The 10,982-nt window shown below is 61.6% G+C and carries 12 protein-coding genes; 11 read left to right on the forward strand and 1 reads right to left on the reverse strand.

Annotation, left to right across the window (positions count from 1 at the left end; genetic code table 11):
- Positions 1-31: 31 nt before the first annotated feature.
- From P9272_RS04010 to P9272_RS04020, 3 genes are read left to right on the forward strand one after another with little or no spacing between them, the layout of a single operon-like run.
- Positions 32-364 carry a hypothetical protein gene (locus P9272_RS04010; protein ID WP_278159195.1) on the forward strand — a complete coding sequence of 111 codons (333 nt, stop codon included), beginning with the start codon at positions 32-34 and terminating at the stop codon, positions 362-364.
- A complete protein-coding gene (locus P9272_RS04015) occupies positions 357-1,424 on the forward strand; it encodes a GTP-binding protein (RefSeq protein WP_278159196.1) in 1,068 nt (355 codons plus the stop codon). Before P9272_RS04010 ends, P9272_RS04015 begins: the two co-directional genes overlap by 8 nt.
- 18 nt (positions 1,425-1,442) lie before the next feature.
- Complete coding sequence (locus P9272_RS04020; RefSeq protein WP_278159198.1) at positions 1,443-2,408, forward strand: polysaccharide deacetylase family protein; 966 nt, start codon at positions 1,443-1,445, stop codon at positions 2,406-2,408.
- A 136-nt stretch (positions 2,409-2,544) separates the two neighbouring features.
- Here the strand turns inward: P9272_RS04020 and P9272_RS04025 are convergent, their stop codons facing one another.
- Complete coding sequence (locus P9272_RS04025) at positions 2,545-3,231, reverse strand: GntR family transcriptional regulator (protein ID WP_278159201.1); 687 nt, start codon at positions 3,229-3,231, stop codon at positions 2,545-2,547.
- A gap of 485 nt (positions 3,232-3,716) precedes the next feature.
- On the opposite strand from P9272_RS04025, the gene P9272_RS04030 reads away from it, so the two are divergent.
- The 8 genes from P9272_RS04030 to P9272_RS04065 form a co-directional block, all read left to right on the forward strand.
- The gene (locus P9272_RS04030) at positions 3,717-3,875 is read left to right on the forward strand and encodes a hypothetical protein (protein WP_278159202.1); all 159 of its coding nucleotides are present in this window, start codon (positions 3,717-3,719) and stop codon (positions 3,873-3,875) included.
- A 2-nt stretch (positions 3,876-3,877) separates the two neighbouring features.
- Positions 3,878-5,416: a sugar ABC transporter ATP-binding protein gene (locus P9272_RS04035; protein WP_278159203.1), complete on the forward strand. Its 1,539-nt coding sequence runs from the start codon at positions 3,878-3,880 to the stop codon at positions 5,414-5,416.
- On the forward strand, positions 5,416-6,384 hold the full coding sequence (locus P9272_RS04040) for an ABC transporter permease (protein WP_278159205.1): 969 nt from the start codon (positions 5,416-5,418) through the stop codon (positions 6,382-6,384). The genes P9272_RS04035 and P9272_RS04040 overlap by 1 nt, the downstream gene beginning before the upstream one ends.
- Entirely contained in the window at positions 6,384-7,403 is a 1,020-nt protein-coding gene (locus tag P9272_RS04045) for an ABC transporter permease (RefSeq protein WP_278159238.1), read from the forward strand. Before P9272_RS04040 ends, P9272_RS04045 begins: the two co-directional genes overlap by 1 nt.
- Positions 7,404-7,436: 33 nt before the next feature.
- The gene (locus P9272_RS04050; RefSeq protein WP_278159207.1) at positions 7,437-8,663 is read left to right on the forward strand and encodes a sugar ABC transporter substrate-binding protein; all 1,227 of its coding nucleotides are present in this window, start codon (positions 7,437-7,439) and stop codon (positions 8,661-8,663) included.
- A gap of 146 nt (positions 8,664-8,809) precedes the next feature.
- Positions 8,810-9,220: a DUF3830 family protein gene (locus P9272_RS04055; RefSeq protein ID WP_278159208.1), complete on the forward strand. Its 411-nt coding sequence runs from the start codon at positions 8,810-8,812 to the stop codon at positions 9,218-9,220.
- A 22-nt stretch (positions 9,221-9,242) separates the two neighbouring features.
- The gene (hydA, locus tag P9272_RS04060; RefSeq protein WP_278159210.1) at positions 9,243-10,646 is read left to right on the forward strand and encodes a dihydropyrimidinase; all 1,404 of its coding nucleotides are present in this window, start codon (positions 9,243-9,245) and stop codon (positions 10,644-10,646) included.
- Between the two features lie 141 nt (positions 10,647-10,787).
- Positions 10,788-10,982, forward strand: a 195-nt coding sequence (locus P9272_RS04065; protein WP_278159211.1) for a transposase, incomplete at its 3' end; no start/stop codon positions are given.

Below are 10,982 nucleotides of genomic sequence, written 5' to 3' on the forward strand. Positions count from 1 at the left end.
GGTTTTGAGGCGGTCGCAAAAGGAGAAACTCATGTGTTCGCTTTGCGGCGTTCTGGGCGCCAACGAACATTGGACCGACGCCGTCGCCAGACGGGGCATCTACACCCGCAATGCCGAGATTGTCGATCGCCGCCGTGAACGTGCCAATCGCGTCAGGGTCGCAAACCAGATCCTGGCGCCGTTCGGCATGCGGCTGGCGGACTGGCAAGGGACCTCGTTCGTCATCTCAAGCCGAACCGGCAAGACGGAGATGATCACCGATCTGGGGCACCTATGGCAAGCAGCCGAGCGTCTCTCGGGCAAGACTTGCGATCCTCTAGACAGCGCGGTCATTGCAAGTGTCGAAGCCAGTCGACATGGCTGAGGTTCCGTCCTTCACGCCGGTACACCTTGTCACCGGTTTTCTCGGTTCCGGCAAGACGACGCTTCTCAAGCGGCTGCTGACCGACCCCGCACTCTCCGACACCGCCATTCTGATCAACGAGTTCGGCGAGGTCGGTCTCGACCATTATCTCGTCGAACGAATCGACGAAAACATGGTGCTGCTTCAGTCGGGCTGCCTGTGTTGCACCATGCGCGGTGAACTGGCCAACGCTATCCGCGATCTTTATTCGAAGCGTGAGCGCGGGCAGGTATCTCCATTCCAGCGATTGGTGATCGAAAGCACTGGCTTAGCCGATCCGTTCCCGGTTTTGTCGACTTTGAAATCCGATCCGATGCTGCGTCATCACTTCAAGGCCGGCAACGTCGTCACCACAGTCGATGTGGTGAATGGAGCAGCCGAGCTCGACCGGTACATCGAATCCAACCGCCAGGTCGCAATTGCCGACAGACTGGTACTGACAAAGACCGATCTCGCCGAAGGTAGCGACATCGCCCGGCTATCGAGCCGCTTACGGCGCATCAATCCGGATGCGGCCTTTTTGGATGCCGGCGCCGGTTTCTCCGCAACCGATCTGTTCGAACAGGACAGCACGACACGCGGCAGCCTGCTGCAATCGCAATCGGGTTTCTTCTGCGAGGAGGCGGCCGTGCTGTCGACCGCCGATGGGCGGACGCACCAAGCGGCGATCGCTTCCTGCGTCCTGACCTGGGAGGATGAGGTCGATTGGACGGCGTTCGGCCTTTGGCTCACCATGCTTATCAACAGGCACGGCGAACGGGTTCTCAGGATCAAGGGCATCTTGAACATTGCGGGAGAAGACCGTCCCGTCGCCATTCATGGCGTTCAACATCTCGTCCACCCGCCCGTGCATATGGAGGCGTGGCCGAGCGAAGACCATCGCTCGCGTCTGGTTGTCATCGCTGACGGACTTGATCTTGAAACAGTGGAGCGTTCGTTCGCGGCGTTTGCATTGACCAGCCAGCGCACCGTAGTCCGTGGCAGCGGCCGATCGGAGGGTCGATGTCTAGAGCTCCGATAACATCTCGGCCGGGTAAGTTTGTCCGCCGATCCCCCACGAGAGCCGCTCGAAAGTAAGTCCACCACAACTCCAAGCCCTGTGAATTTCCGCATGCCGCTAACACCTCGTGAACGCATCGCATATCAGGCCATCGTCGACCGGACGCCGCTGAAGCTGCCCGACGGCGTCAGAATGCCGGTGTGGCTCATCGTCAACGTCGAACATTGGGATGCGCGCCGGCCGATGCCGCGCACGGTACTGCCGCCGCCGATGGGCGCGCCGCTCCTGCCCGATATCCCGAACTGGTCATGGCACGAATATGGGATGCGGGTGGGTTTCTGGCGTATCTACGAGAGCCTGAAATCGAGAAAGATCGTGCCGACCTTGGCCACTAACGGTTCGGTCTGCGAGGTTTATCCGAGGATCGTGCAAGCCTCACACGAGGCGGGATGGGAATTGATGGGCCATGGCTGGCTTCAAGGACCAATGCACAATCTTGAGGATCAGCGCTTGTCGGTGCGCCGCACGATTGAAGCGCTCTCCAGGGTTTCCGGCAAGGCACCGGTTGGATGGGAAAGCCCCGGACTGACCGAGACAGTCGATACGGCTGACATCCTCGCCGAAGAAGGCATCCGATATGTCGCCGATTGGGTGCTGGACGACCTGCCTTGCGAATTGAAGACGACAGCCGGCCCCCTCGTCACTCTTCCTTACACCGTCGAGATCAACGACGTTGCCATCATGGCCGTCGCCCAGCATTCATCTGCGGAATTGCTCGAGCGGGGCATGCGGCAGTTTGATCGGCTTTATGCGGAAAGCGCTGTCTCGCCACGGATCATGTCGATCAGCGTTCATCCCTACCTGAGCGGGGTACCGCATCGGATCGGATATTTCGAGCAGCTCCTAGACTACGTATCCTCTCATGCCGGCGCGGTCTTCTGGAACGGCGAAAGGATTCTCAATTGGTATTTGTCGACAAAGACAGGCGCTGGGCTTGTCACATAAGCGAAGCGTCAGGATTGCAACATGTCGGTCCTCGTTTTCAGTCCGTAGTTCGATTCCTGCCCGGCGGCGTTGCCTCCGGGTTGTGTGAAACAAAAAGGCCGGTTTGGTTCAGCTAAGCTCACCGGACACCGACCCCTCACACCTTTTTGTTTTCGGCTTCCGCAAGCCCACGCAGCCACTCGATCGATTCAGTAAAGCTGGCTGTGTCGACCCCACGCTCCAGATTCATGTCCTGTTCGACATGGTGCAGGTGGCTCAACATCTCTCTTTCGGCCGCGGCGTGGTCCCCGTCGGCGATACCACGCGCAATGCGACTGTGCTCGTCGGGCGGACATGCCTCGTCGCGGCCCGCATAGAGCAGTATGGCCAGGCACGTTAGCGCCTGGAGCTGGTTCATCAAGCGTACCAGAATGCGGTTGCCCGCCATTTCCGCAAGCAGCAGATGAAATTCGCCGGACAGCCTGACCTGCGTTCCCCGGCTTTTGGTTCGCCTGGCTTCGTCTTCCATGGCTAGGTGCTGGTCCAGGCGGGCGATGAGGTCCTGCCTGGAAGGGGCGCTTGCAAGGATCCTGACGATGCAGGGCTCGACCATGCGGCGCACGGCAAGGATGTCGCGGGCTTCCTTCCTGGTCGGCGCTGCGATCGTCGATCCGATATTGGGGGATTTCACCAGGATGCCGTCCTGAGAGAGACGGGCAATTGCCTGGCGAACGACCGTGCGGCTGACATTGAAGGTGGTTGCGAGTTGCTCCTCGGTGATTTTCTCCCCGGGCGGGAGTCTCTGCTCGAATATCGCCTGAAGGATGCGTTTGCGGATCTCCACTTCGGTCCTTCCGTGTGACTTCTCAAATCTGACAAGTGTGCGTTCCACGGTTTCTTACCTTGCCTTGCTGCCTTGAGAGCTTCCCACGAATCCAAGTCCTCCGTGCGAGGCTTTTCCAGAAAGCTGTACGCTAGAATTGTTTCGCCCCTGGAATCGCGGAGCACGACAGGATCGCCGCCGGTATTAGCGTGTTTCGCCCCAGGGTGGAACTATGCCGAAACGCGTGTCGGCTCGTCCGCATGGATACCCTTCGGGACAATCCCCCGGCGGCTTTTAGCTTGCTCGAATACGCAGTTGAGTGAATCTCGATAGAGGCCTCATCGCGGAGTTGACAAAGGGGCAAACTAATGCGGGAATGAATTGTGCACAATACGGGACACAAATAAACTCGGTGGGCACAGGAGCTATCGACGGTTCGGTGTTTGAGGAAACGTGAACCATCTGCCGGCGGATCAGGCAGGCCCACGACGTGGAGGACGTACAAGATGACTGGCTTGCGGATGAGCGCGATCGATCGCGCCATGACGCTGGGTATTGGCCGTCGCGAGGCTCAATCTTCGGATCGCGCCGGCGTCCCGGCTGGCAATGATGGCGCGACCTCCGGCGCCCTTCGTGTCTGCATCGTTCGTGAAAGCGAGGTCTGACCTTGTCATCGGCCCTCCAGGTAAATGCGATCAGCAAGAGCTATGGGGCGACGACCGCCCTTCAGGATGTGTCGTTCGAGTTGAAGCGCGGACAGGTCTGCGGGCTCCTCGGCGAGAACGGAGCGGGGAAGTCAACGCTGGTCAAATCGATAAGCGGGGTGGTCTGGCCGGATACCGGCGTGATCCTGCTCAACGGTGAGCCTTACCGCCCGCGATCGATCGTCGAGGGCAATCGCAGGGGTGTCTCGACGGCATTCCAGGAACTCAGCCTGGTTCCAACTCTTTCCGTGGCAGTGAACCTGTTCCTGCCGCATCCGAAGCGGAACAAGCTGGGTCTGGTTTCTACTCGCAAGCTGGAGCAGCAGGCGGCCGAGATTCTCGACGCGCATGGCGTTCGCGATATAAAGCCATCCGTACTGGTCGGCGACCTTCCCTTGGGCATGCGCCAGCGCATCGAGATCGTGCGCGCGCTGCAGCGCAAGCCGTCGGTGCTGCTACTGGACGAGCCGACCGCCGCTCTGTCCGACCGGGAATGGCTGTTCGGCTTGATCGACAAGGCGGTCGCGGAGGGGACTTCGATCCTCTACATAAGCCACAAGCTCGACGAAATCCGCCGCCTCTGCAGTCGCTGCGTCATCCTTCGCAACGGGCGCAAGGTCATGGACAGCGACGTCGAGTCCATGTCCAACGACGAGATCTTCACCAACATGGCCGGACGGTCGGTGGTCGAGACGTTCGTCAGCAGGGCGCCCGTCATCCGGGTCGGCGCGGCGCCTCGGCTTGAGGTCCGCAACCTCAAGGGGCCGGGGGTCAAGGACGTCAGTTTCAAGCTCGCGCCCGGCGAATGCCTTGGCGTCGCTGGGTTGGAAGGGCATGGCCAGTCGAGCTTGTTCAAGGCCCTCGTCGGTTTGTCCCCGGTGACAGCCGGAACGATTGCGGTGGACGGCGTCGATGTTGCCATTCGCTCTCCGCGAGACGCGCTGAAGCATGGTGTCGTGCTGGTACCAGAGGAAAGGAAATCCGAAGGCATCTTCAGCGACCTGACGACGATGGCCAATATTTCGATGCCGGTCATCGACGGCATCACCCGTTTCGGCCTAGTGAATCGCAATGCCGAGCGTCGCGCTGTCAGTGTCGTCACGCCGTCGGTCAATCTGTCGGAGCGCTTCCTCGGCCTCGGCATTGGGGCGCTGTCGGGCGGCAACCAGCAGAAGGCGATCTTGGCGCGCGCCCTGATCAGCGGCGCCAAATGCCTGCTTCTGTTCGACCCCACGCGCGGCGTCGACGTCGGAGCCAAGCAGAATATCTACGCCATGATGGCAGCTTTCGTCCGTGACGGCGGTTCTGTCCTGTTCTGTTCGACCGAGCTCGATGAGCTCGTCCATCTCTGCGACCGCTGCCTCGTCATATATCGCAACGCCATCGCCGGCGACCTGCCGCGCGAGGAGCTGTCGCAAGACAGGCTTCTGTCCATCGCATCGGGTTTCAAGCCGCGACCGGATGCCGGATTGGCCGCCGTCAGCCAGAAGGATGCGCAATGATGGCTCAGTCTTCGCCATGGTACCGGCGAGTGGGCGGCGGCGCCTTGCCGGCGATCCTGCTGCTCATCCTGATGCTTGCCATCTATGCCATCTACGAGCCGTCGGCGCTAACGAGCTTCGGCATCGGCAATCTGCTGAACAACGCGATCGTGCTCGCTTTGGCCGCGACTGGCCTCACAATCGTCGTGCTGACCGGTGAATTCGACCTGTCGGGCGCCGGCGTCGTCGCCATCTGCAACGTCATGGCCGCGACGCTAAGCATGGGCGCGCCGGGCAGCATGGGGACCTTCGCCCTCGTGCTTCTGGTCGGTCTCGCCATCGGCGTGATCAACGCCTATCTGATCGCCATCCTGGGGTTGCAGTCGCTGGCGGTGACGATCGGTTCGCTCATCGTGTGCCAGGGCATAGCGCTGATCATCCTGCCGGCCCCGGGCGGCGAGGTTGCCGACGCGATCATCTCCGGTGTGACGGGCGACCTGTTGGGTGTCCCGATCGCCGGCATCATGTTCGTGGCGCTGGCGCTGGCATGGACGTTCCTGAAGAACACCAGGTGGGGGATCGCGGTCTATGCCGTCGGCGCCGATCCGGTCGCCTCGCGCCTCTCCGGCCTGAACGTTCCGACGACCAAGTTCATCGCATTCGTGATCGCCGGGCTTTGCTACGGCGCGGCGGGTTTCGTCTACAGCGCCGAGATCGGCTCGGGCGACCCGCGCATCAGTGATTCCTTCCTGCTTTACATGTTCGCCGCCGTCGCCATCGGCGGGACGTCCCTGATGGGCGGGCGTGGGGGCGTGCTCGGCTCTCTCGTCGGGGTGGGCATCCTGACGGTGATGCAGAAGATGCTGTTCGCGATCGGCGTTGCCGAATTTTACACCAACATTTTCAACGGGTTGATCATGATTGCCGCGATCTTCTTCGGCCAGCTTTCGCCGCTTGTGGCGCGGATCGCGCGCAGGAGGCCCGCGTGATGCAGAACAACGTGATGCAGAACAAGCCGGCCGCGGCTGTCGGCGACACGGCAGCGATCGACATGCCGATCCGGCGGCAGTGGCTGCGCCCCGACGCCAAGCCGGCGGCGTTGGTCCTGCTGGCGACCGTCGCGCTGATCGTCAGCATGAAGCTCGTCAATTCGGATTTCGGCTCGCTCAACCAGCTCACCGCCATCCTGATCACGTCGATCTTCCTCGTCGTGGCTTCGTTCGGCCAGGGGCTCGTCATCCTGACGGGCGGCATCGACCTATCGATCGGTGTCGTGATGGGCATCGGCGGGATGATCATCGCCGGCATGACGCGGGGCAGCGACGACATGCTGATCTACGCCCTGCCGACCGCGCTCGTCTGTTGCGCGGCGATCGGCGTGATCAACGGCATCGGCGTTGCCGTGGCCAAGCTGCCGCCCTTCATCATGACCCTTTCGTCGGGCACGACCTTCTTCGGCGTCGGGCTGGCGCTCACGGCGGGCAGCTCCCAGCAGCCGGTCGCGCCGGCCCTGCAGAAATTCATGAGCGGCAGCTGGCTCGGCCTGCCGCTGCCGGTCTGGTTCCTGATCGTCTTCGCCGTGCTTGCGACGCTGGTTCAGAACTGCACCGCTGGAGGCCGCAAGCTTTACGCTATGGGCAGCAGCCCCGGCGCCGCGCGGGTGCTCGGGCTTCCGACCACGATGCTGACCATCGCCGTCTACGGCGCCAGCGGCCTGTGCGCGGGAATAGCCGGCATCCTGCTCGCCGGCTACTCCTCGAGCGCGACGCTGGACATGGGCAACGCGCTGCTGATGCCGACCATCGCGGCCGTGGTGATCGGTGGCGCCCGCGTCACCGGCGGCGCCGGCATCTATCTGGGCACGCTGGCGGGCGCACTGTTCCTGAGCACGCTTTCGACCGTGATCACGATCCTCAGCCTCTCGCAGGGCCTGCGCAGCGTCATCCAGGGCGGCATAATCATCGGAGCGCTTCTGCTCCAAAGCAGTCGGTCCGCGCAAAGACGCTGACCGGACAACGACGGCCAAAAGGAGGAAGAGCAAATGGAAGGCAAGAGAATATCCAGGGGTATAGCCAAGGCGGCCGCGGCCGCGCTGGTCTCGTCGCTATGCGTGGTTCCGCTGAGCCAAGCCAATGCCAAGGATCATTACAAGGTGTTCCTGAACATGAGCTACAGCGGCAATTCATGGCAGGCGGCGGCGGCCAACGGCATCAAGGCGCTCGCGGCGACGCCGCCCTACGACAAGATGATCGAGTTCAAGACCGTCATCTCGGGCACGGACGTGCAGCGCCAGATTTCCGACCTGCAGAGCATGATCGCCGCCGGCGCCGACGCGATCCTTATCATGCCTCTCTCCCCGACCGCGCTCAATCGGGTTGTCAAGCAGGCCTGCGACAAGGGCATCGCCGTCTTCACCTACGACGCCACCGTCACGCAGCCATGCGCCCACAATGTCAGCAGCATCACGGCCCGCTACGGCGCCAACACTGCCCAGTGGATGGTCAATCAGATGGGCGGAAAGGGCGAGGTCGTGTTCAATCACGGCGTTGCCGGCACGACGGTAACCAAGACCTATGATGAGCAGGCATACGGCGTCTTCAAGAAATATCCCGGCATCAAGATTGTCGGCGATTTCTATGGCAACTGGAACGATGCGACCTCGCAGGAGGAAGTCGCCAAGATCCTCGCCGCCCATCCCAACATCGACGGTATCTGGAGCGTCGACGGCAGCTACGGATCGCTGCAGGCCGTGATGAACGGTCGTCCGGACCGCCTCGTGACGATGGCCGGCCAATCCAACAACGGCTACCGTCTCGCCATTGCCGATCCGGCCATGCAGGCGAAGGGTCTCAAGGGCGTTTCCTCGAGCTCCGGGCCCTCGGTGGGCGGCTATGCCTTCAAGCTGATGATGGAGGTGGTGACCGGCAAGAAGAAGCTCGAAAAGCAGAATGTCGAGTTTCCGCTGCCTTGGGTCGAGCCCAAGGACGTCAAGGTCTGCCCGGGCGACGCCTTTGTCAACGGCTGCAACACCTTCCCGGCCGACAAAGTGTCGGCGTTGTTCCTCGACACCGCGCTCGACGGCAAGCTGTTGCCGGAACTGAGCATCGATGCCGTGCAGACCGGCAACCCGAAAGCCGGCGCGAAGATCGAGGAATTGCCCCCGGTGAAATATGCCGACACGCTGCCGGGCATCAACTGCACCGACTGCACGCCGCCGGCCGACTGGCTCGAGCCCAATCTCGTAAAGCCCATACCGGTGCCGAACTAAGCCTCGCGACAACAGGGACATGAACAGCTTTGGCATCGGATCCGGCTGAGATCCGATGCCTGGTCATCTGCAAGGGTGGCCATCGCAATTCCGCGATGCGGCAGGATGAACGCCATGCAAACTTTGAAAATACGGAGAAGCAGCAAGTGACGAGGATAAACATCAAGGCAGGCGACTTCAGCTTCAAGGCAAGGCTGGAAGAAAAGCTTGCACCGAAGACCTGCGCGCTTTTCCTCTCTCTGCTGCCCTACAAGGAGCGCATCATCCATGTTCGCTGGAGCGGCGAAGGCTGCTGGATTCCGCTGGGTGAGACGGATTTCGGCGTCAGCTTCGAAAACGCGACCAGTTATCCGGCGCCCGGTCAGTTTATCCTCTATCCAGGCGGCTTCAGCGAGACCGAGATCCTGCTGGCCTATGGCGGCGTGAATTTCGCGAGCAAGATGGGCCAGCTTGCCGGAAATCATTTCCTCACGGTCACCGAAGGTCAGGAGAACCTGGCCGAGCTGGGCAAGAAGGTCCTTTGGCACGGTGCGCAGAACATCGAGTTTTCTCTGTAGCCGATAATCGGGACGCTTCGACATGCCATTGGATATGATCATCAAGGGCGGCACCGTCGTCACGGCGACCGATCGCTTCCGGTCCGATATCGGAATAGAGGACGGCCGGATTTTCGTCCTGGCCCGGAACCTGGAGGGCGCGCCGGAAGTCATCGACGCGTCCGGCCTGCTAGTCATACCGGGCGGGATAGACAGCCACGTGCATCTCGACCAGCCGGGAAGTCCCGGCATCGTGATGGCCGACAATTTCGAGACCGGCACCCGATCGGCCGCCGTCGGTGGCAACACGACCGTGTTGCCGTTCTGTCTGCAGGCCAAGGGGCAGACGCTGCGCGAGGCGATCACCGAATACGAGCGCAAGGCCGAAGGCAATTGCCATGTCGACGTCGCCTTCCATCTGATCATCAGCGATCCAACGCCGCAGGTGCTCGGCCAGGAGCTGCCGGCGCTGATCGAGGAGGGATATACCTCGATCAAGATATTCATGACCTATGACGACCTGGTACTGCGCGACCGCGACATCCTCGAAGTGCTGGCCGTCGCGCGCCGGCATGGCGCGCTCGTCATGGTCCACGCCGAAGGCTATGACACGATCAAATTCCTGACCGACCAACTGGAGCGGCAGGGAAACACCGCGCCCTTCTTCCACGGCCCATCTCGGCCCGTCGTGGTCGAGCGAGAAGCCACGCATCGAGCCATCAGCCTGGCCGAACTCGTCGATACGGACATCATGATCGTCCATGTCTCCAACCGGCAGGCGATGGAGGAGATACGCCGGGCCCAACAGCGTGGGTTGGCCATCTATGGCGAGACCTGCCCGCAATATCTGGTGCTGACCGAGAACGATATGGATCGCGCCGGCATGGAAGGCGCAAAGTATGTCTGCAGTCCGCCCCCCCGGGACGTCGACAGCCAGCTTGCTTGTTGGGAGGGGCTGCAGCAGGGCGTTTTCGAAGTCTTCTCGTCCGATCACTGCCCCTTCCGCTACGAGGACGAAGCCGGCAAGAACAATGCCAAGGGCAGGAGGAGCTTTCGCTACGTTCCCAACGGCATACCCGGGATCGCGGCGCGCATGCCGATCCTGTTCTCCGAAGGCGTGAGCAAGGGCCGGATAAGCTTAAACCGCTTCGTGGCGCTGACCTCGACCAACCATGCCAAGCGCTACGGGCTTTATCCGCAAAAGGGAACGATCGCGGTGGGAGCCGATGCCGACCTGGTGCTTTGGGACGACAAGAAGAAGGTCACCCTAACCCACGACCTCCTGCAGGACGGTTGCGACTACACGCCGTACGAAGGAATGGAAGTGACCGGCTGGCCCGTCCGCACCATCATGAAGGGGCGCACCATCGTGGTGGACGGCGTCGTTTCGGAGTCCAGAATTGGCACGCAGCTGAAAAGGACACTGCCCAGGCTCAAGACCTACTGACGTTCCTGTGGCGAAGTAATTCGAGGAGAGCCTGGACTTGCCCTAATCCGAGTCGAGAGCCCGATGGGCCGGCGTTCACCTGCCACTGAGAATTTCCTCCATCTGAGATTAGAGTCCGGCCCTTGATCGAAGGACGGACTGATGAAGAGAAAGCGGTTCACGGAAGAGCAGATCATTGCGGTTCTGCGCGAGCACGAGGCGGGAGCGAAGGCGGGCGATTTGGCTCGCAAGCACGGGGTCTCGGAGGCGACGCTGTATAACTGGAAGGCGAAGTATGGCGGGATGGACGTGTCCGACGCCAAGCGCCTGAAGGCTCTGGAGGACGAGAACGCGAAG

This window comes from Mesorhizobium sp. WSM4976 (assembly GCF_029625685.1).
In the GTDB taxonomy this organism is placed as follows: domain Bacteria; phylum Pseudomonadota; class Alphaproteobacteria; order Rhizobiales; family Rhizobiaceae; genus Mesorhizobium.